The sequence below is a fragment of the Polaromonas sp. CG_23.6 genome (assembly GCF_029892315.1).
Taxonomy (GTDB): domain Bacteria; phylum Pseudomonadota; class Gammaproteobacteria; order Burkholderiales; family Burkholderiaceae_C; genus Polaromonas.
In genome coordinates, this window is sequence record NZ_JARXUY010000001.1 from 110,164 (window position 1) to 129,717 (window position 19,554).

Annotated in this window: 26 protein-coding genes and 1 tRNA gene; 2 read left to right on the forward strand and 25 right to left on the reverse strand. The window is 54.6% G+C overall.

Going from position 1 to position 19,554, the window contains the following annotated elements; all coding sequences use genetic code 11:
- The first annotated feature begins 128 nt into the window (after nt 1–128).
- A complete protein-coding gene (locus H4V98_RS00475) occupies nt 129–1,466 on the forward strand; it encodes a cation:proton antiporter (protein ID WP_196863352.1) in 1,338 nt (445 codons plus the stop codon).
- A 72-nt stretch (nt 1,467–1,538) separates the two neighbouring features.
- Here H4V98_RS00475 and H4V98_RS00480 read toward each other — a convergent pair.
- The 25 genes from H4V98_RS00480 to H4V98_RS00600 all read right to left on the reverse strand — a co-directional run bounded on the left by H4V98_RS00480 (nt 1,539) and on the right by H4V98_RS00600 (nt 18,607).
- Nucleotides 1,539–1,615: transfer RNA gene (locus H4V98_RS00480), tRNA-Met, on the reverse strand.
- 18 nt (nt 1,616–1,633) lie between these two features.
- Nucleotides 1,634–2,032 carry a 50S ribosomal protein L17 gene (gene rplQ, locus H4V98_RS00485; RefSeq protein ID WP_196863353.1) on the reverse strand — a complete coding sequence of 133 codons (399 nt, stop codon included), beginning with the start codon at nt 2,030–2,032 and terminating at the stop codon, nt 1,634–1,636.
- A gap of 83 nt (nt 2,033–2,115) precedes the next feature.
- Complete coding sequence (gene rpoA, locus H4V98_RS00490; RefSeq protein ID WP_196863354.1) at nt 2,116–3,108, reverse strand: DNA-directed RNA polymerase subunit alpha; 993 nt, start codon at nt 3,106–3,108, stop codon at nt 2,116–2,118.
- Between the two features lie 93 nt (nt 3,109–3,201).
- A complete protein-coding gene (gene rpsD / locus H4V98_RS00495) occupies nt 3,202–3,825 on the reverse strand; it encodes a 30S ribosomal protein S4 (RefSeq protein ID WP_036806691.1) in 624 nt (207 codons plus the stop codon).
- 131 nt (nt 3,826–3,956) lie between these two features.
- Nucleotides 3,957–4,361: a 30S ribosomal protein S11 gene (gene rpsK / locus H4V98_RS00500; RefSeq protein ID WP_036806693.1), complete on the reverse strand. Its 405-nt coding sequence runs from the start codon at nt 4,359–4,361 to the stop codon at nt 3,957–3,959.
- Nucleotides 4,362–4,374: 13 nt separating this feature from the next.
- Complete coding sequence (rpsM, locus tag H4V98_RS00505; protein WP_029526390.1) at nt 4,375–4,740, reverse strand: 30S ribosomal protein S13; 366 nt, start codon at nt 4,738–4,740, stop codon at nt 4,375–4,377.
- A gap of 25 nt (nt 4,741–4,765) precedes the next feature.
- Complete coding sequence (gene rpmJ / locus H4V98_RS00510) at nt 4,766–4,879, reverse strand: 50S ribosomal protein L36 (protein ID WP_028820150.1); 114 nt, start codon at nt 4,877–4,879, stop codon at nt 4,766–4,768.
- A gap of 86 nt (nt 4,880–4,965) precedes the next feature.
- A complete protein-coding gene (gene secY, locus H4V98_RS00515; RefSeq protein ID WP_196863355.1) occupies nt 4,966–6,273 on the reverse strand; it encodes a preprotein translocase subunit SecY in 1,308 nt (435 codons plus the stop codon).
- 19 nt (nt 6,274–6,292) lie between these two features.
- Nucleotides 6,293–6,724: a 50S ribosomal protein L15 gene (gene rplO, locus H4V98_RS00520; RefSeq protein ID WP_029526392.1), complete on the reverse strand. Its 432-nt coding sequence runs from the start codon at nt 6,722–6,724 to the stop codon at nt 6,293–6,295.
- Between the two features lie 66 nt (nt 6,725–6,790).
- Entirely contained in the window at nt 6,791–6,973 is a 183-nt protein-coding gene (gene rpmD, locus H4V98_RS00525; protein WP_029526393.1) for a 50S ribosomal protein L30, read from the reverse strand.
- A gap of 13 nt (nt 6,974–6,986) precedes the next feature.
- Nucleotides 6,987–7,505, reverse strand: coding sequence for a 30S ribosomal protein S5 (gene rpsE, locus H4V98_RS00530; protein WP_011799766.1), 519 nt, complete (start codon nt 7,503–7,505; stop codon nt 6,987–6,989).
- A 17-nt stretch (nt 7,506–7,522) separates the two neighbouring features.
- The gene (rplR, locus tag H4V98_RS00535; RefSeq protein WP_196863356.1) at nt 7,523–7,888 is read right to left on the reverse strand and encodes a 50S ribosomal protein L18; all 366 of its coding nucleotides are present in this window, start codon (nt 7,886–7,888) and stop codon (nt 7,523–7,525) included.
- Nucleotides 7,889–7,899: 11 nt separating this feature from the next.
- Nucleotides 7,900–8,433, reverse strand: coding sequence for a 50S ribosomal protein L6 (gene rplF / locus H4V98_RS00540; RefSeq protein ID WP_196863357.1), 534 nt, complete (start codon nt 8,431–8,433; stop codon nt 7,900–7,902).
- A 24-nt stretch (nt 8,434–8,457) separates the two neighbouring features.
- A complete protein-coding gene (rpsH, locus tag H4V98_RS00545) occupies nt 8,458–8,853 on the reverse strand; it encodes a 30S ribosomal protein S8 (RefSeq protein ID WP_196863358.1) in 396 nt (131 codons plus the stop codon).
- A gap of 18 nt (nt 8,854–8,871) precedes the next feature.
- A complete protein-coding gene (gene rpsN, locus H4V98_RS00550) occupies nt 8,872–9,177 on the reverse strand; it encodes a 30S ribosomal protein S14 (RefSeq protein ID WP_036806703.1) in 306 nt (101 codons plus the stop codon).
- Nucleotides 9,178–9,186: 9 nt separating this feature from the next.
- Nucleotides 9,187–9,726 (reverse strand): 50S ribosomal protein L5, encoded by a 540-nt coding sequence (gene rplE, locus H4V98_RS00555; RefSeq protein ID WP_196863359.1) that lies wholly within the window; start codon nt 9,724–9,726, stop codon nt 9,187–9,189.
- Nucleotides 9,727–9,728: 2 nt separating this feature from the next.
- Nucleotides 9,729–10,049 carry a 50S ribosomal protein L24 gene (gene rplX, locus H4V98_RS00560; RefSeq protein WP_196863360.1) on the reverse strand — a complete coding sequence of 107 codons (321 nt, stop codon included), beginning with the start codon at nt 10,047–10,049 and terminating at the stop codon, nt 9,729–9,731.
- Between the two features lie 12 nt (nt 10,050–10,061).
- Complete coding sequence (rplN, locus tag H4V98_RS00565) at nt 10,062–10,430, reverse strand: 50S ribosomal protein L14 (RefSeq protein WP_007869247.1); 369 nt, start codon at nt 10,428–10,430, stop codon at nt 10,062–10,064.
- Between the two features lie 445 nt (nt 10,431–10,875).
- Nucleotides 10,876–12,465: a glycerol-3-phosphate dehydrogenase/oxidase gene (locus H4V98_RS00570; protein ID WP_196863361.1), complete on the reverse strand. Its 1,590-nt coding sequence runs from the start codon at nt 12,463–12,465 to the stop codon at nt 10,876–10,878.
- 133 nt (nt 12,466–12,598) lie between these two features.
- Entirely contained in the window at nt 12,599–14,329 is a 1,731-nt protein-coding gene (locus tag H4V98_RS00575) for an ABC transporter substrate-binding protein (protein ID WP_196863362.1), read from the reverse strand.
- A gap of 107 nt (nt 14,330–14,436) precedes the next feature.
- The gene (locus H4V98_RS00580) at nt 14,437–14,745 is read right to left on the reverse strand and encodes a DUF2160 domain-containing protein (protein WP_196863363.1); all 309 of its coding nucleotides are present in this window, start codon (nt 14,743–14,745) and stop codon (nt 14,437–14,439) included.
- 12 nt (nt 14,746–14,757) lie between these two features.
- A complete protein-coding gene (locus tag H4V98_RS00585) occupies nt 14,758–15,570 on the reverse strand; it encodes a carbohydrate ABC transporter permease (protein ID WP_196863364.1) in 813 nt (270 codons plus the stop codon).
- Nucleotides 15,563–16,456, reverse strand: a complete 894-nt coding sequence (locus H4V98_RS00590; protein ID WP_196863365.1) for a sugar ABC transporter permease — start codon at nt 16,454–16,456, stop codon at nt 15,563–15,565. The genes H4V98_RS00585 and H4V98_RS00590 overlap by 8 nt, the downstream gene beginning before the upstream one ends.
- Nucleotides 16,453–17,529 (reverse strand): ABC transporter ATP-binding protein, encoded by a 1,077-nt coding sequence (locus H4V98_RS00595; protein ID WP_280757198.1) that lies wholly within the window; start codon nt 17,527–17,529, stop codon nt 16,453–16,455. The genes H4V98_RS00590 and H4V98_RS00595 overlap by 4 nt, the downstream gene beginning before the upstream one ends.
- A gap of 1 nt (nt 17,530) precedes the next feature.
- Nucleotides 17,531–18,607, reverse strand: coding sequence for an ABC transporter ATP-binding protein (locus H4V98_RS00600; RefSeq protein WP_280757199.1), 1,077 nt, complete (start codon nt 18,605–18,607; stop codon nt 17,531–17,533).
- Between the two features lie 173 nt (nt 18,608–18,780).
- On the opposite strand from H4V98_RS00600, the gene H4V98_RS00605 reads away from it, so the two are divergent.
- Complete coding sequence (locus H4V98_RS00605; protein WP_196863368.1) at nt 18,781–19,548, forward strand: DeoR/GlpR family DNA-binding transcription regulator; 768 nt, start codon at nt 18,781–18,783, stop codon at nt 19,546–19,548.
- Nucleotides 19,549–19,554: the final 6 nt, after the last annotated feature.

Sequence of the window (19,554 nt, forward strand, 5' to 3'; positions counted from 1 at the left end):
GGGCTCGGATCTCAAAACTCGCTAAAGCCCGGCAAGCCACTGCAGCGTAGGCAAGCGCTGAGTACCTTAAGCTTGAGAGATGATTACTCTCTCTTCAAGGTGGCCAACTGGCTCACCGTGGTCGCACCATGCTTGAATTGGACCCCTTTGCGCTGGGTGCCCTCATCATTGGCCTGCTGCTGGTTGTCATGACCATGGGCAGCTCCTTCCTGTCCCGCTTGCCTTTGAATGCAGCCATGCTTTACCTGGGCGTCGGTGTGGCGGTCGGCCCCATGGGGCTGGATTTGCTTCGGCTTGATGCACTGGAAAATACGGTGATGCTGGAGCGATTAACAGAAATCGCCGTGCTTATCTCGCTGTTCACCGCAGGCATGAAGCTCGAACTGCCCTTGCGTGACCGGCGCTGGAGAATTCCATTGCAACTCGCCACGGTGTCCATGATCGTGACCGTGGTGGTGGTGGCAGCAATCGGCGTATATGGTCTTGGCCTTTCGCCAGGTGCCGCGATACTGCTGGGCGCCATCCTTGCGCCCACTGATCCGGTACTGGCTTCGGATGTACAAGTGTCCAATCGTGGTGACCGCGACCGTTTGCGCTTTGGCCTGACCGGAGAAGGCGGGCTGAACGACGGCACGGCCTTTCCTTTTGTCATGCTGGGCCTGGGCCTCCTGGGGGTACACGAGCTGGGCGAAGCCGCCTGGCGCTGGTGGACGGTGGATGTGGTTTGGGCGATATCGGGTGGACTGGGATTGGGCTATCTGCTTGGAACACTGGTTGGCCGTGCCATTATTTACTTGCGCATGCGCCATCGTGAAGCCTTGCGGTCTGATGAATTTATTGCGCTCGGCCTGATTGCACTCACTTACGGCGCCGCACTGCTTTGCCACACCTACGGTTTTCTGGCGGTATTTGCGGCCGGACTGGCATTGCGTCGCATCGACGAAGGGGCTTCTGCCACCTCCGCGTTGCAGGCAGAAACACAAAAGGCTGGATTTGAACTGAGTCCTGAAGAGCAAGCCGCGGCAGGTGCCGAAGCGCCCACCAATATGATGAATGCCGTTCAGCGCTTTAACAGCCAGCTGGAAAGCTTTGTTGAAGTCGCCATTGTTCTTGCCGTTGGTGTATTGCTGGCATCCGTTGAATTTGAAAGTGACGTTCTGTGGTTTGTACCTGTACTTTTCCTGATGGTACGGCCGCTGGCGGTTTACGGCGGATTGATCGGGACACAGGTCAGTGGCTCACAACGCAATTTGATGAGCTGGTTTGGCATACGCGGCATTGGTTCGCTGTATTACCTGCTCTATGCCATCAACCATAACATTCAGCCGGCGCTTGCCGAACGCCTCCTGTCGATCACCTTGGCGGTGGTTGTCGCGTCCATCATCATTCATGGCATTTCAGTAACGCCGTTAATGCAGCACTATGAATCACGAAAAACCATCAAAAGGCAACAACGCAAAAAGTAAAGGGAATAAAAGCTGGACAACAAAAAGCCTACTCAAGGTAGGCTTTTTGAAATGGTTAAAAGAACCATATTTTGGTTGCGCGGGCAAGATTTGAACTTACGACCTTTGGGTTATGAGCCCAACGAGCTACCAGGCTGCTCCACCGCGCGGTATGTAGTTATTATAGCTTACTTTGCCGCTGCTTCAGCTTTTATTTCTTCCGAAACATCAGGGCGATCAACGAGTTCAACCAAAGCCATAGGGGCATTGTCACCGACGCGAAAACCCATCTTCAAAATACGGGTGTAACCGCCTGGACGGGTCTGGTAACGTGGGCCCAGTTCAGCAAACAGCTTGACCACCATATCACGATCACGAAGACGGTCGAATGCCAAGCGCTTGTTTGCCAAGGTTGGAGTTTTTGCCAAAGTGATCATGGGTTCGACAACGCGGCGAAGCTCTTTGGCTTTTGGCAATGTCGTTTTGATGGCTTCGTGCTGGAGCAGCGAGTTCATCATGTTGCGCAACATGGCGAGGCGGTGCTCGCTGGTGCGGTTTAGTTTACGTAGTCCATGTCCGTGTCGCATAGTGCTTCCTTTATGTAATATCGAAGCAGCCGTATCAGGTACTGCCCGTGCACTTTCTCATCAATAGATGAGATTTAAATAAATTAACGTTTGTCAAGCCCGGCAGGTGGCCAGCTTTCCAGACGCATTCCTAATGTCAGGCCGCGAGAGGCCAGCACTTCCTTAATCTCGTTCAAAGATTTCCGGCCCAGATTAGGCGTCTTCAACAGCTCATTTTCGGTGCGCTGGATCAGATCGCCAATATAGTAGATATTTTCGGCCTTCAGGCAGTTGGCCGAACGCACCGTGAGCTCCAGCTCATCGACTGGACGCAGCAGAATCGGGTCAAACTGTTGCGAATTTCGAGGTGCAGGATCATTGATGATAGCGCCAAGTTCGTTGCCTTCAAGTTGCGCAAATACCGCCAGCTGTTCGACCAAAATCTTAGCCGATGCACGCACCGCATCTTCTGCAGAAACAGCACCGTTGGTTTCGATTTCCAGAACCAGCTTGTCCAAGTCGGTACGCTGCTCAACGCGAGCACTTTCAACGGTGTAGCTGACTCGCTTCACCGGAGAAAAGGAAGCATCAAGCACAATTCGGCCGATCGACTTAGGCGACTCATCACCATAACGACGAACATTTCCAGGAACATAACCGCGTCCATTCTCGACCTTGATTTGCATATCAATCTTGCCGCCATGCGACAGATTCATGATTACATGGTCAGGGTTGACAATTTCCACGTCATGCGGCGTCTGGATATCGGCAGCAGTGATTGGACCTTCGCCGTCCTTACGGAGGCTTAAAGTCACTTCATCGCGGTTGTGAAGCTTGAACACCACACCCTTGAGATTCAACAAAATGTTGACGACGTCTTCTTGGACACCGTCAATTGAAGAGTACTCATGCAGGACGCCAGCGATGGTCACCTCGGTTGCGGCATGGCCTACCATGGAAGACAACAGCACACGACGCAGGGCGTTGCCGAGAGTGTGGCCATACCCGCGCTCAAAAGGCTCCAGTGTCACCTTGGCACGGTTGGCACCAAGTTGCTCAACATTAATAGTTTTGGGTTTTAACAAATTTGTCTGCATGCAGTCTTCCTCTCAATACCCTCGGCTCGTTACACCGATAAGGCTGGCGAAGCACACCTGGCAGCACGGCAAGCGTGTCGCCAGGAACGGAAATTAACGTGAATACAGCTCGACGATCAACGATTCGTTGACATCGGCAGCAAATTCGTCACGGTCAGGCACTTTCTTGAAGGTGCCTTCACCCTTGTCAGCATTAACATCAACCCAGGCTGGCAGACCAACTTGCTTAGCCAGTTCGAGCGCCTCGGCAATACGGGTCTGTTTTTTGGACTTGTCACGCACAGCTATGACGTCGCCGGCCTTAACCATATAGGACGGAATGTTCACCGATTGACCATTGACCGTCATGGCTTTATGGGAAACCAATTGGCGCGCTTCGGCGCGTGTCGAGCCAAAGCCCATGCGATAAACCACATTGTCCAGACGCGATTCCAATACCGACAGCAAGTTGGCGCCAGTGTTGCCACGGCGACGGTCAGCTTCTTCAAAATAGCGGCGGAACTGCTTTTCCAGCACGCCGTACATGCGCTTGACTTTCTGCTTTTCACGCAATTGCAGGCCGTAGTCGGAAGTACGGGTACCGGAGGTACGACCGTGCTGACCAGGCTTGGAATCGAATTTCGCCTTGTCGCTGATAGAGCGACGGGCACTCTTCAGGAAAAGGTCGGTGCCTTCACGGCGGGAAAGTTTGGCCTTGGGGCCGAGGTAACGTGCCACTTGAATATCCTTTTGTCATCTGCTGCAATTTCTGCAGGAGCCACAGTTAATAACTCTGATGGCGGTGGGCTTGGTGAAAATGCTGACGCCCGGCCGTTTGCTGAGCAAGCGACCGGGCGAAACAGCACAAATTAGATACGACGGCGTTTTTGAGGACGGCAGCCGTTATGTGGAACTGGGGTGACATCGGCAATCGAATTGATTCGAATACCAAGTGCGCCCAGAGCACGAACAGAAGATTCACGACCGGGGCCAGGCCCCTTGATTTCAACATCAAGGTTCTTGATACCTTGTTCGATAGCAGCCCGGCCAGCGACTTCAGAAGCTACCTGAGCAGCGAAAGGTGTCGATTTACGCGAACCTTTGAAGCCCTGTCCACCTGACGATGCCCACGACAAGGCGTTGCCTTGGCGATCAGTGATCGTGATGATGGTATTGTTGAAAGATGCGTGAACATGAGCGATGCCATCGGCAACGTTCTTGCGAACTTTCTTGCGTACGCGCTGTGATGCGCTGTTATTGGGTGATTTTGCCATAACGATCTCTCAATTATTTCTTCAAAGACTGGGCGGCCTTGCGCGGACCCTTGCGAGTGCGGGCATTTGTCCGGGTACGCTGACCGCGCATGGGCAACCCACGACGATGACGGAAACCTCGGTAGCAGCCGATGTCCATCAGGCGTTTGATATTCATCGTGGTTTCACGACGCAAATCACCTTCGATGGTGAACTGAGCAATGTGGTCCCGGATTTTTTCCAGGTCGCCATCAGTCAAGTCTTTGATTTTCTTGGCGTAGTCGATCTCGCACGCTTCGCAAATTTTGCGAGCGCGGGTGCGGCCGATGCCAAAGATTGCAGTCAAGCCGATTTCGGCGTGCTTCTGCGGCGGAATGTTGATACCAGCGATACGTGCCATGTGCGTCCTCTAAATCTCTTAAAAATCAGCCTTGGCGCTGTTTGTGACGTGGATCTGTACAGATCACACGGACAACGCCCTTGCGACGGATGACCTTGCAGTTGCGGCAAATTTTCTTGACCGAAGCTGAAACTCTCATTTTCTTCTCCTAAACTTTTACTCTGTGCTTACTTGGAACGAAACACATCATGTGCTCGCGGTGAATCGTCAGGACGATTCAAAACATCACGTCTTGAAATTCGCCTTTTTCAACAACGACTCGTACTGCTGCGACATCATGTAGTTCTGAACCTGGGCCATGAAATCCATGGTGACTACAACAATAATCATCAACGATGTTCCACCGAAATAAAACGGTACGTTGTACTTCAAAATTAAAAACTCTGGCAGCAAACAAACAAATGTGATGTAAACCGCACCGGCCAGTGTGAGTCGGACCAAGATTTTGTCTATGTATCGAGCAGTCTGGTCGCCGGGACGAATCCCAGGGATAAAGGCACCACTCTTTTTCAGGTTATCCGCGGTTTCTCGGCTGTTAAACACCAAGGCCGTGTAAAAAAAGCAGAAAAAGATAATTGCACTGGCATATAGCAACACATAAATTGGTTGCCCTGGCGTCAACGTACTGGCTATGTCTCTCAACCAGCGCATGCTTTCGCCAGTGCTGAACCAGCCCACCACCGTTGCCGGTAACAGAATAATCGAAGAGGCAAAAATTGGAGGGATCACGCCCGCCATATTCAGCTTCAGCGGCAGATGCGACGACTGCCCACCATACACCTTATTGCCAACCTGCCGGCGCGCGTAGTTTACAAGAATCTTGCGCTGCCCCCGCTCGACAAACACCACAAAGTAGGTGACTGCCACCACAACTGCCACGATAACAATCGCGATCAAAATGCTCATTGCACCGGTGCGAACCAATTCAAGCAAACCACCCAACGCACTGGGCAAGCCAGCAGCAATGCCTGCAAAAATCAGAATCGAAATGCCATTGCCCAAACCGCGCTCTGTGATTTGTTCTCCCAACCACATCAGGAACATAGTTCCAGCTGTCAGGCTAAACACCGCTGTCATGCGAAAGCCGAAACCAGGATCCAATACCAAACCAGGAGAGCTTTCAAGCGCCACGGCTATACCCATCGACTGGAACAGAGCAAGCCCGAGCGTTCCATAACGTGTGTATTGCGTGATCTTTCGCCTTCCAGCTTCGCCTTCCTTTTTCATCTGCTCGAATGTGGGAACCACATAGGTGAGCAATTGCATGATGATGGAAGCCGAGATGTACGGCATGATGCCTAAGGCAAACACGGTAAATCTTGACAGGGCGCCACCAGAGAACATATTGAACAAGTTCAATATTCCACCCTGTTGGCCCTTGAATAGTTCTTTCAATTGACCGGGGTCAATTCCTGGAACCGGAATGTGCGCACCGACACGGTACACGACCAGCGCCAGCAGCAAAAACACAAGCCTGTTGCGCAAGTCGCCGAACTTGCCGGTTTTTGCAATTTGCGCTGAGTTGGTTGCCACTGGTTGGTTCCGTCAAGTATTAAGCGATTGAGCCGCCAGCGGCTTCGATCAGGGTTTTGGCGCTTGCCGAGGCAGAAATACCGGTGAGCTTGACAGCAAGTGACAGCGAACCTGTGTTGATCACCTTAACGTTCTTGGCGATCTGGCCGACAAGACCCGACTGCTTCAACGTCAACAAATCAACTTCCGCCAAGCCGAGCTGCTCCAGCGCCGTGAGAGTGACCTCGGCATTGAATTTCAGCAAATGCGATTTGAAACCGCGCTTTGGCAAGCGACGCTGCATAGGCATTTGACCGCCTTCAAAGCCGACCTTGTGGTAACCGCCAGAACGGGATTTTTGTCCCTTGTGGCCACGACCAGCTGTCTTGCCCAAGCCAGAGCCAATACCGCGACCAACACGCCGTTTAGCATGTTTAGCGCCTTCGCTGGGCTTGATTGTGTTCAATTCCATGATGAGTCCTTAAGCCGTTGGAGAAAGAACCTGGCCACTATGCAGCCAGTCCTGTCTCTCAAAGCCTCAAATAATTTTGACCAGATAGCTGATCTTGTTGATCATGCCGCGCACTGCGGGCGTGTCCTGTAATTCGCTGACGCTGTTGACACCGCGCAGGCCCAGTCCGCGCACGGTGGCGCGATGGGACTCCTGGGTGCCAATCGGGCTGCGAACCAGTTTGACTTTAACTTTGGTTTCTTGGGTCATTTAACTGTCCGCCTTAGCCGAAGATTTCTTCGACTGATTTGCCACGCTTGGCCGCGATATCGGAGGCCGTGGTGGAATTTTTCAGTGCGTCCATGGTGGCGCGCACCATGTTGTACGGGTTGCTCGAGCCATGGCTTTTGGCCACGATATCGGTAATACCCATGACTTCGAACACTGCGCGCATCGGACCGCCAGCAATGATACCGGTACCCTTGGGAGCCGGCGCCATCATGACGTTGGCGGCACCGTGGTGACCGAATACATTGTGGTGCAAGGTACCGTTTTTCAATGACACCTTCGTCATGTTGCGGCGCGCTTCTTCCATGGCTTTTTGCACGGCTGCCGGCACTTCTTTCGACTTGCCTTTACCCATGCCAACGCGACCATCACCGTCACCGACCACGGTCAGTGCGGCAAAACCGAGAATACGGCCACCCTTCACTACTTTGGTCACGCGGTTGATCGCGATCATTTTTTCCTTCAGACCATCGTCTGGAGCGTCGTTTTGCGATTTAGCTTGAAACTTAGCCATACTTGATTCCAGTCTGCTTAGAACTGCAAACCAGCTTCGCGAGCCGCATCAGCCAGCGCTTTGACGCGGCCATGGTACGCAAAACCGGCGCGATCGAACGCCACTTTTTCTACACCCGCTGCTTTTGCTTTTTCAGCAATGCGCTTGCCAATGGCTTGCGCAGCAGCAACATTTCCACCCTTGCCTGAGCCGCCAATTTCATTGCGCACTTCCACTTCAGCCGTGGAAGCGGACGCCAGAACTTTGGTGCCGTCGCCAGAAATAACACTGGCGTAAATATGCAGATTGGTACGGTTTACGGACAGACGGGCAACGCCTTGATTGGCAATGCGGATACGCGTCTGGCGTGAACGGCGAAGGCGCTGCGCTTTTTTGGTCAACATGATGCAGCTCCTTATTTCTTCTTGGTTTCTTTGATTGTGATTTTTTCATCCGAATAACGGATGCCCTTGCCTTTGTAGGGCTCGGGAGGACGGACTGCACGCACTTCGGCTGCAATCTGGCCTACACGTTGGCGATCAGAACCCTTGATGACCACTTCGGTTGGCGTCGGGGTGGTGACCGTGATGCCCGCAGGCATTGCCATGACCACAGGGTGGGAATAGCCCACGGTGAGGTTCAGCTTGTCACCTTGCGCCTGGGCCTTGAAACCCACGCCGACCAGGTTCAGCTTTTTCTGAAAACCGGTCGTAACTCCCACGACCATGTTGTTCACCAGCTGGCGGATCGTACCGCTCATGGCATTGGCTTCACGAGAATCATTGGCCGGCACAAAAGTCAGCTTGCCGTCTTCGCTCTTGACGACGACATGGGCGTTTTGTGTCAGCGCAAGGGAGCCCAAGGCACCCTTGACATTGATCTGGTTTTCTTTGATTGCGACGTCCACACCCTGGGGGATGGAAACCGGCATTTTTGCTACACGAGACATTTCAGTTACTCCTCAATGCCGCCGTTAGGCCACGTAGCACAACACTTCACCACCGATGCCGGTAGCGCGTGCTTTGCGATCAGTCATGACACCCTGAGGCGTTGTGACAATTGCCACGCCCAAGCCGTTCATGACCTGGGGAATGGCGCCATGGCCTTTGTACACACGCAGGCCAGGGCGGCTGACGCGCTCAATGCGCTCAATCACGGGCTTGCCTGCGTAGTACTTCAGGGCGATTTCCAACTGGGGCTTGCCTTCGTTGGCCTTGACGGAGAAGCCATCAATGTAGCCCTCATCCTTCAAAACTTGTGCAATGGCGACTTTGACTTTTGACGAAGGCACCAGCACAACAGCTTTTTCAACCATTTGTGCATTGCGGATGCGTGTCAGCATGTCGGCGATAGGATCACTCATACTCATCTGGGGTTCTCCTATTGCTTACCAGCTAGCCTTGGTGATACCAGGGATATCACCAGCGAAAGCCAACTCGCGGATCTTGGCGCGAGCCAGGCCGAATTGACGGAACGTACCACGGGGACGACCGGTGATGGCACAGCGGTTGCGTTGACGCGTCGGATTTGCGTTGCGCGGCAACTTTTGCAATTCCTGACGGGCCAGATGGCGCTCATCGTCGGTACGCTTGAAATCATTGGCGATTGCCTTGAGTTCAGCGTGCTTCTTGGCAAACTTGGCGACGAGCTTGTCGCGCTTCAGTTCACGTTGCAGTAGGGCTTGTTTTGCCATCTTGCGCCTTCAGTTCTTGAACGGAAAACGGAAGGCGGTGAGGAGGGCTTTGCACTCTTCATCGGTCTTGGCCGTTGTGGTGATGCTGATATTGAGTCCGCGCAAGGCATCGACCTTGTCGTACTCGATTTCAGGGAAAATAATCTGCTCTTTGACGCCGATGTTGTAGTTGCCGCGGCCATCGAAGGCACGACCAGAAATACCACGGAAGTCACGTACACGCGGCAATGCCACGGTCACGAAACGGTCGAGGAATTCATACATCTGCACGCCACGCAGCGTGACCATGCAGCCAATCGGCAGGTCTTCGCGGATCTTGAAACCCGCGATGGCCTTCTTGGCCTTGGTGACCACAGGCTTTTGGCCTGCAATCTTGGCCATGTCAGCCACAGCATTGTCCATGACTTTCTTGTCGGCAACCGCCTCGCTCACACCCATGTTGAGCGTGATCTTGGTGATGCGCGGCACCTGCATGGGTGTCTTGTAGCCGAATTTTTCAATCAGGGCTGGTGCGATTTTTTCGCGGAATTGATCTTGCAAGCGTGCCATGTTTATGCAGCCTTAATTTCTTCGCCGCTGGACTTGAAGACGCGAGTTTTCTTGCCGTCAGCCAACAACTTGATACCAACACGATCCGCCTTGCCCGAAGCCGCATTGAAAATAGCGACATTGGACTGGTGAATCGGCATGCTTTTTTCAACAATGCCACCTGTGGTGCCCTTGAGCGGATTGGGCTTGGTGTGTTTTTTCACCAGGTTGATCCCGTTCACCAGCACATAGCTGTCATCGACGCGCTGCGTGATCGTGCCGCGCTTGCCCTTGTCGCGACCCGTGATCACGATGATCTCGTCGCCTTTACGAATTTTGTTCATTGCCTAGGGTCCTTACAGAACTTCAGGAGCCAGCGACACGATCTTCATGAACTTTTCAGTGCGCAACTCTCGCGTCACTGGTCCAAAGATACGGGTGCCGATAGGCTCGAGCTTGGCATTGAGCAGCACTGCTGCATTGCCGTCGAATTTGACAAGCGAGCCGTCGCCGCGGCGAATGCCCTTGGCAGTACGAACGACCACCGCACTGTAAACCTCGCCTTTTTTGACGCGGCCACGCGGAGCGGCTTCTTTGATACTGACCTTGATAACATCACCAACGCTGGCGTACCGGCGCTTGGATCCGCCGAGCACCTTGATGCACATCACGGACTTGGCACCCGTGTTGTCAGCAACATCGAGTTTGGATTGCGTTTGAATCATTTAAATTGGTTCCCAACTTGCACCAGCATTGGTGGCTTGCTTAATGCAAACCACCTGCCAATCAGTCTTGGGCCCGTCGTCCACATCGCAAACCACTTGCAATGCTTCCGCTGGGCAGAAGTTCCTCGCCTATTAGAGCGAAGCCCACGATTATGACCAAAGTAAAAGCCAGTGTCAACCGTGGTTGTAAAAATATTCCTGGCAATTGTGTGTGACGCCTAACCAATCTATGCCGTTGAACTCCGGGTGACAAAACAACCATGCCAGCATCGGGAGCAATATGAATAATATTAAGTAAATTAGCTATTCGCGCAATGTCAGCAAGGAAAAGCAGCTATTTAAAATATAGCAATCAGACACCACAACGCCATTCAAGGTTCAGGGTTCAGGGTTCAGGGTTCAGGGTTCAGGGTTTACTGTCGCATTTAACCAACTTCAAGAATATTTAAACAGCAGGCACTGTCAAATACTGATCGCACAGCGTTAAAAAAGAGGGCAATTGTGCGTCGATTCCATTCTCCTGCTGGAGCAACCCGGCCACTTCCGGCGCCAGGGTACGCGCCAGTGCCGCATCCAGAAACAGCAGGCGGGATCGCCGTGCCAGCACATCTTCCACCGTCCGGGCGTACTCGTAGCGCGCCGCAAAGCGCACCATGGCTTCGCTCAGACCGCCACCCAGATCATTGTCAGCGCCGCGCATGGCCTGGAGTGCGCCGGCCTCACTGCCGTAAAGATGCAACCCAGGGGCGCTGCTGATCGGCACGCTGGAGGCTTGCGCCCCGACCAGCCTCAGATGGTCGGTCGACAGTCCGGCGCGGGTAGGCAGCAATCCCGCAGCAAAGCATTTTTCCAGCACATCGCCGGCCATGGCGCGGTAGGTCGTCCATTTGCCGCCAGTGACGGTGACCAGACCACTTTTGCTGACCAATACAGTGTGCTCACGCGACAGTGACTTGGTGCGCTCGGCATCGTCATCGGCCGGCTTGACCAGCGGTCGCAGGCCGACCCAGATGCTCTTGATGTCAGACAGGCTTGGCGCGCGGCTCAGGTAACGGGCTGACTCGCGCAAAATAAAATCGATTTCTTCTCGAAACGGCAGCGGTTCGCGCGCCAAGTCGCGGCGCGGTGTGTCGGTGGTGCCCAGAATGGTCTTGCCCAGCCATGGCACGGCAAACAGCACACGGCCATCAGCGGTCTTGGGAATCAACAAAGCGTGGTCGGTCGGAAGAAACTCTCGGTCCACCACGATGTGCACGCCCTGGCTCGGTGCGACCATTGGCTTGGCATCCCGGCCTGTCGCCTGACCATCTTGCAAGCGCAAGCGGTCCACCCACACACCGGTGGCATTGACCACGCAGCCTGCGTGCAGTTCATGGACGTGGCCTGTTTCACGGTCCTTCACCCACAAGCCGGTGACCTTGCCGTCTTCGTGGATCAATTGGGTGACAGCGCAATAGTTGACCAGCAGAGCGCCCTGACGTGCCGCTGTGCGGGCCAATGCCAGCGCCAGTCGCGCGTCGTCAAACTGGCCGTCCCAGTACTGCACTCCCCCCTTCAGTCCTCGGGATTCAAGTGTGGGCAAGCTCTCCAGGGTTTCGCGCCGGTTTAGAAAGGCCGTCGGACCCAGCCCCGCCTTGCCAGCCAGTGCGTCATAGATCTTCAACCCGATACCGTAGAAGGGCGCTTCCCAGAATTTGTAGGAAGGCATCACAAACGGCAACGGCTGCGCCAGATGTGGCGCATTCGCCAGCAGCGTGGTGCGTTCCCGCAAAGCTTCACGCACCAGTGTGACGTTGCCCTGCGCCAGATAGCGCACGCCGCCGTGCACCAGCTTGGTAGATCGCGAGGACGTGCCTTTGGCAAAATCATTGGACTCGACGAGCACCACGCTGAAGCCCCTTGCCGCTGCATCCAGCGCCACACCCAACCCGGTGGCGCCGCCTCCCACGATGGCGATGTCGTAGTGATGCGGCTTGGCGAGCCGGGAAAGAAGCTCCCTCCGTACGGTTGGTAAGGGTGATGTATCAGTTGACATAGTTAAAGACATTCGATTTGAAGTTCAAAGAGCTGCCAGCCAGAGGCGAGAGCTACCCTCAGTCGCTGGTGGAAAAGGCCGTGGAAGTCACACTTGCACGGCCTTTTCGCTCAGTTTTTCGCCAAACGGCGTGCTAGCGGACTTTGCCGTTTTTCCAGGCTGTTAGCAGGGTGTCGTAGGCAATGGTTTCACCCTTTGGCTTCTCGTTGGCAAGCTTTTTCCAAGGTGCGTTTTTGTCGCTCAGCCATTTATTGGCATTGCTCTTGGGATTTAGCTTGGGTGGGCAGTTTGCCATGCCTGCCCGCTCCAGGCGCGCCATGATGGAATCCATTTCTTCCGCAAGGTTGTCCATTGCCGCTTGTGGAGTTTTTTCACCTGTTACGGCAACAGCCACGTTTTTCCACCACAGCTGAGCCAGTTTTGGATAGTCAGGAACGTTCGTGCCGGTAGGTGTCCACGCCACGCGGGCCGGGCTGCGGTAGAACTCAACCAGGCCGCCCAATTTCGGCGCCATGTCGGTCATCGCCTGCGACCGGATGTCCGACTCGCGAATTGGTGTCAAGCCGACCACCGTCTTTTTCAAGGAGGTTGTCTTTGCGGTCACGAACTGTGCATATAACCAGGCTGCAGCGACTTTGTTGGCGTCATGGTTCTTGAAAAACGTCCAGGAGCCGACGTCCTGGTACCCGTTTTGCATGCCCTGTTTCCAGTAAGGCCCATTCGGGCCAGGTGCCATGCGCCACTTTGGCGTGCCGTCTGCATTCACCACCGGCAATCCAGGTTTGATCATGTCTGCCGTGAAGGCGGTGTACCAGAAAATTTGCTGTGCGATTTCGCCCTGCGCCGGTACCGGACCTGATTCACCAAAGGTCATGCCCATGGCTTCTTTGGGCGCATATTGCTTCATCCAGTCGACGTACTTGGTTAGCGCAAACACCGCCGCTGGCGAGTTGGTTGCACCACCACGCGAGACGGAGGCGCCCTGCGGCGTACAGCCGTCTGCCGACGCGCGGATGCCCCATTCATCGACAGGTTTGCCGTTTGGAATGCCAATATCGGCAGCTCCCGCCATGGACAGCCAGGCATCGGTGAAGCGCCAACCCAGTGACGGGTCCTTCTTGCCGTAATCCATATGGCCATAAATGGCTTTGCCATCGATCTTTTTCACATCGTTGGTAAAGAACGCGGCGATGTCCTCGTAGGCGCTCCAGTTCAGTGGCACACCCAGGTCATAGCCATATTTCGCTTTGAACTTTGCTTTTAACTCGGGCTTTTCGAACAAATCGGCGCGAAACCAGTACAAGTTGGCGAACTGCTGATCAGGCAACTGGTACAGCTTGCCATCGGGGGCGGTTGTAAAACTGGTGCCGATAAAATCCTTCAAATCCAGTCCAGGATTGGTCCACTCTTTGCCGCTGCCCGCCATGTAATCGGTCAAATTCATGATCTTGCCGTAGCGGTAATGTGTACCGATCAAGTCAGAGTCCGTGATCCAGCCGTCGTAAATCGACTTGCCTGACTGCATAGACGTTTGCAGTTTTTCAACCACATCGCCCTCTCCGATCAGGTCATGGATGACTTTGATGCCGGTAATTTCTTCAAATGCTTTTGCCAGTGTTTTGGACTCGTATTCATGCGTAGTAAGCGTTTCGGAAACAACAGAAATCTCCTTGACTCCCTTGGCCTGCAGCTTTTTGGCCGCATCAATGAACCACTTCATTTCGGTCGCTTGCTGTGTCTTGGACAGGGTTGACGGCTGGAATTCACTGTCAATCCATTTTTTAGCCGCCGCTTCGTCGGCCCAACCTGGACCCGCTGCGGCGCATGCCATGGCCACAGCCAACACGGAATATTTCAATTTCATTGCCAGTCTCCTCAAATCAAAGAACCCCTGTTTAGAAGGCAACAACGGCTCCAGGGGCTAAACAAACCGTTGCTTTACTTTTGAGTGCTTGCTGCGGGGGCCAAAGGCTACCCCTTGCGCATGATGAGTGCGAGCAGGCCCATTGAAATAATAAAGCTGATCCAGATGGAGGGGTCTGTCTCCAAACGCAAAAACTCCGCCATCCAGCCGCTCAGGCCGACAAAAGCCAGGTTGGTATAAGCAGCCGCCAACAAGCCGATGAACAAGCGGTCACCACGCGTGGTCTGCATGGGCAAAAAGCCCTTGCGCAACATTGTTGGGGATTTGATTTCCCAAACCGTCATGCCTGCCAGCATCAGCCCGATACAGATAAAAAATACGGCCACGGGTGTGGTCCATGCCATCCATTGGTACATTGCGACCTCCTGTTAGACGCGGCCCATCGCGAAACCTTTCGCGATGTAATTTCGAACAAACCAAATCACAATCGCGCCCGGCACGATGGTGAGAACTCCGGCAGCAGCCAAGGTAGCCCAGTCCATGCCCGACGCCGAAATGGTTCGCGTCATCGTGGCGGCAATCGGTTTCGCATTGACACTGGTCAGGGTGCGCGCCAGCAGCAATTCCACCCAGCTGAACATGAAGCAAAAGAACGCAGCAACGCCCACGCCGGCTTTGATCAAGGGCAGAAAGATCCGGATGAAAAACCGGGGGAAAGAGTAGCCGTCGATGTAGGCCGTTTCATCGATTTCCCTTGGGATGCCACTCATAAAACCTTCAAGAATCCAGACCGCCAGAGGCACGTTGAACAACAGGTGCGCCAAGGCGACAGCCAAATGGGTGTCCATCAGACCGACTGAGCTGTAGAGTTGAAAAAACGGCAGCAAAAATACGGCAGGCGGGGTCATGCGATTGGTCAGCAGCCAGAAGAAAACATGCTTGTCGCCCAGGAAGCTGTACCGGGAAAACGCATAGGCCGCCGGCAGCGCCACAGTCAACGAAATCACCGTGTTGATCGCCACATAGATCATGCTGTTGATGTACCCGGAGTACCAGGCCGGGTCCGTCAGAATGGTTTTGTAGTTGTTCCAGGTGAACTGGTCTGGGAACAGCGAGAACCCTGCGACGATTTCATTGTTGGTCTTGAACGACATGTTGACCATCCAGTAGATGGGCAGCAAGGCAAACACGATGTAGGCAATAAGGAACAGCGTCCTCTTTTGAAACTTAGGCTTATTCATGACCACCCTCCTTTTCCTGGGTGCCCACGCGCTGCATCCAGTTGTACAAAATAAAACACATCAGCAAGATGATCAGGAAGTAGATCAATGAGAAAGCGGCAGCAGGTCCAAGGTCGAACTGACCCACTGCTTTTTGCGTCAAAAATTGCGACAGGAAGGTCGTCGAGTTGCCAGGCCCCCCGCCCGTGAGCACAAACGGTTCGGTGTAGATCATGAAACTGTCCATGAAGCGCAGCAGTACAGCAATCATCAGCACACCGCGCATTTTTGGCAATTGCACATAGCGAAAAACATCAAGCTTGCTCGCACCGTCGATGCTGGCAGCCTGGTAATAAGCATCCGGGATTGACCGCAAGCCCGCATAGCCCAACAAGGCCACCAGTGGCGTCCAATGCCAGACATCCATTAACAGCACCGTAAGCCAGGCGTGTGTGGCGTTGCCTGTGTAGCTGTAGTCAATCCCCAGGCCTTGCAGGGCGGCGCCCATGAGTCCAATGTCTGTACGGCCAAAGATCTGCCAGATCGTGCCGACCACATTCCAGGGGATCAGCAAGGAAAGCGAGACGATGACCAGAACCGCAGAAGCCTTCCAGCCTGTGGCGGGCATCGACAAGGCCAGCATGACGCCCAGCGGCAGCTCGACCGCCAACACCGAGAAGGAGTAAATCAACTGCCTCAGCAGCGCGCCATGCAACTCTTCGTCACGCATGATCGCGGCAAACCACTCCGTGCCCACGAAAACCCGTCGGTCCAGTGAAATGATGTCTTGCACCGAGTAGTTGACGACGACCATCAACGGCAGGATGGCCGAAAAGGCAACGCAAATCAGGACGGGCAGAACCAGAAACCACGCTTTCTGGTTCACCGGCTTAATGGTGGTGCTCATTGCACAATCTCCTCATTCTTGTAAAAGCAGGTGTGTTCATCCATCACCTTCAGCCAGATGGGTGCCCCAATCGTCAATTGTTCGGTGTCTGACGACAGGCGCGCTTTGACGGTGCGGCCAGCGCATGTGGCGCTCAACATCACGTGTGTTCCGACGTCTTGCACATGGGCCACTTTCATTTCCAGAGCGCCGGGCGCATGCGCAGAGGCCAATGACACGTATTCCGGCCGAATACCGACCTTGATCTCCCCTTCAGGCAGAGTCCGCCCCGGCGGCAATGCCAGCGTTTGACCCGCCAGATCAATACCCTTCGGGCCTGACACGCCTGGCAGAAAATTCATGCCTGGCGAGCCAATGAAATGCCCTACAAAGGTATGGCTCGGACGCTCGAACAGGTCCGCCGGCGAGCCCACCTGAACCGCTCTGCCTCGTGTCATGACCACCACTTGATCGGCGAAGGTCAAGGCCTCCACCTGATCGTGCGTGACGTAGATCAGCGTCAACTTCAGCTCATGGTGAATTTGCTTGAGTTTGCGACGCAATTGCCACTTGAGGTGCGGGTCAATCACCGTCAGCGGCTCATCGAACAGGACGGCCGACACGTCAGGACGCACCAGTCCGCGTCCCAGCGAAATCTTCTGCTTGGCGTCGGCCGACAGGCCAGACGCTCGCTGGTTGAGTTGTCCGCTCATTTCCAGCATTTCGGCAATTTCACCGACGCGCTTGCTGATTTGATCTTTCGGCATTTTGCGGTTGCGCAAAGGAAAAGCCAGGTTCTGTGCGACCGTCATCGTGTCGTAGATCACCGGAAACTGGAACACCTGCGCGATGTTGCGCTGCTGAGGCGTGGCGCTGGTCACATCCCGGCCATCAAAATTCACCTTCCCCTGGGACGGGGTGACCAGGCCGGACATGATATTGAGCAATGTGGTCTTGCCGCACCCTGAAGGTCCGAGCAAGGCGTAGGCGCCACCATCTTCAAACGTCATCTTCAACGGCAGCAGCGCGTAATCGCTGTCCTGCTGGGGATCGGGCTTGTAGGCGTGCGCCAGGTCGAGTTCTATGCGGGCCATATCAGCGTCCTCCACCACGCACCGGAGACAGCAGCAGCATCCCCTGGGCATCAAACACATAGACTTGTGCCGGATTGAAATAAAGGGGCACTTGCGCACCCCAATCGAAATAATGAACCCCCGTGAGCTGCGCCACAAGCTCGCCCACCGATGTTTTCAGATAGACAAAGGTGTCCGATCCCGATATTTCAGCCAGTTCTACCTTGCCCATGAGGGTGACATCACCTTCTCCCGCTTTTACCCGCAGGGAGCCGGCGCGCATGCCAACGGTCAACTGCTGCGATTGGGTTGCCGGCAGTGTCAATTGCATCAGCGGTCCAGCGTCCAGTTGAACGCCGCCAGAGGCCGCTGCCTTGGCGGATATCAGGTTCATGGGGGGATCACTGAAGGCTCGCGCCACGCGAAGGGACTTGGGCTGGTGGAATACCTCGGACGTCGGGCCGTACTGCAACAACTCACCCGCATCCAGAACAGCGGTATAGCCCCCCAGCAACAGCGCTTCGCCCGGCTCGGTGGTGGCATAAATCACAGTAGAGTCGCCTGCCGAGAAAAGGTCCGTCAACTCGTCGCGCAACTCCTCACGCAGTTTGTAGTCCAGGTTCACCAGGGGCTCATCAAGCAGCATCAGCGGCGCACCCTTTGCCAGCGCACGTGCCAGGGCAACGCGCTGCTGCTGACCGCCTGACAATTCGGCGGGCAGGCGATCGAGAAACATTTCTATATGGAGTTTTTCGGCCAGCTCGCGTACCCGTTGGTCAATGTTCTTGTCGCCGCGCAGTTTCAGGGGCGACGCGATGTTGTCGCGCACTTTCATCGACGGGTAATTGATGAACTGCTGGTAGACCATGGCGACATTGCGGTCCCGCACCGGCACGCCCACCACACTCTTTCCATCAACCTTCACCTGCCCGCTGGAAGGCACATCGAGTCCCGCCATGATGCGCATCAGGCTGGTCTTGCCAGACTGCGTTGCCCCCAGCAACACGGTCACCGCCCCGCTGAGGGGAGCCAGGCTCATGTCGTACAACCACGTTTGCGGCCCGACCTTTTTGCTGATGCTCTCAAGAGTCAATTGCATCGCGCCACCTTTACTGAAGAGAATAAAAGATACGAATTAAATATTCGCCTCAACAAATTATTATTCGTTTTGATTCGTTTCAACTCAGTATTTACCCCATATATATTCCTTTTGTTTCGTTTTAAAGTGGATTCACCTTTCCATCGACCCCTCTTCGGCATAAAAATACAAGAATGAACCCCAACCCCAGACAACTCAAACTGCTTGCCGTGGTTCAGGCCCACGGCTCTGTCACGGTGGAGTTTTTGGCTGACACCCTTGGCGTGACGCTGCAAACCGTACGCCGCGACATTCAGCGCATGGCTGACGAGGGTTTGCTGACGCGTTTTCACGGCGGAGTTCGTATTCCAAGCTCCACGATCGAGAACATTGCCCATCCGCAACGCGAAAGCCTGAATGTGCAGGGCAAAAAACGCATTGCCAAAGCAATTGCATCGGCGGTGCCCAACGACTGCTCGCTCATTTTGAACATTGGCACCACCACGGAAGCCGTGGCACGTGCCCTTTTGCACCACACCGGGCTGCGGGTGATCACCAACAACCTCAATGTGGCGATCATCCTGAGCGCCAACCCTCAATGCGAAGTCATTGTGGTGGGTGGCGTGGTTCGGGGCCGCGATCAGGGCATCGTCGGCGAAGCCGCTGCCGATTTCATTTCCCAGTTCAAGGTCGATATCGCCATCATCGGCATTTCCGGCATTGAAGACGACGGTTCCCTGCGCGACTTCGACTACCGGGAGGTCAAGGTGTCACAAACCATCATCTCCCACGCGCGCGAAGTCTGGCTGGCCGCTGACTTCAGCAAGTTCAACCGACCGGCCATGGTTGCCGTCGGGCATTTGTCGCAGATTGACCGGCTGTTCACCGATGCGCTGCCGCCCGATCCCTTTTCCGCCTTGCTGGACAAAGCTCAGGTGCGCTGCGAACTTGTCACCTCCTGAAACACA